At 39.0% G+C, this 751-nt stretch carries 1 protein-coding gene; it reads left to right on the forward strand.

Annotated elements, in window-relative coordinates; genetic code table 11:
- Positions 1 to 389: 389 nt before the first annotated feature.
- Positions 390 to 751 (forward strand): DUF5688 family protein (locus B5E53_RS18745; RefSeq protein WP_242963825.1); only part of this gene is annotated, 362 nt, incomplete at its 3' end.

Genomic DNA, 751 nt, shown 5'->3' on the forward strand with positions numbered 1-751 from the left:
TTATGGCGAACATACGTTCTTTCGTCAAGAGGATTTTTCTGTCAAAACCTGACGTACAAAGGGGTGCTGCTTATTTGTTATGCTATATATAGGTGTGTAGAGCTATTTTTCATTTGACCACTACTATATCTAGTGTTATACTAAATTCGTACCATATATTTTGTGTCTATCCGGAAAGGATTTATCACACGCTGTTTAGGTTTGTAATCAGTCAGAGGGATACTATGCCTCCAGGGCAGTACCTTCTGGCTTTTTTTATTTTGCAGGGAACTGCACGCTGTCAGAGAATGAACATTTTGCGTCATTCTCTTTTTTTATGCCTGAACATGGGAAAGGAGGGTTATTTTTCAATGCTCCGGATGGACATGGTAACAGAAAGGAGAATCAAAATGACTTACAAAGAATTTGAAATGCAAGTAAAAACGTATCTGGAGGAGAACCTCGGTGCTGACGTTACTGTCAGCACATACACGGCGAGAAAGAACAATCAAACCCTCTGCCAAGGTCTTCTCATTGAAGACGCCTCCGATGGAGAGCGTTTCTCAGCATCCCCGGTTATCTATCTGGATGATTTCTATAGAGACTTGTGTAATGGATCATCTTTTGAAGAGATAGCAAAAACCATATATAAGTTATATCGGAACGCCAAGCAGACTGGAGATTTTAAGCTGAAGGACTTAACTAATTTCGAGGAACTGAAGGAAAAAATCATCTATAAATTAATCAATCTGGATATGAACAAGGATCTTTT

Origin of the sequence: Eubacterium sp. An11 (assembly GCF_002161065.1) — a bacterium.
In the GTDB taxonomy this organism is placed as follows: Bacteria; Bacillota; Clostridia; order Lachnospirales; family Lachnospiraceae; genus Anaerobutyricum; species Anaerobutyricum faecale.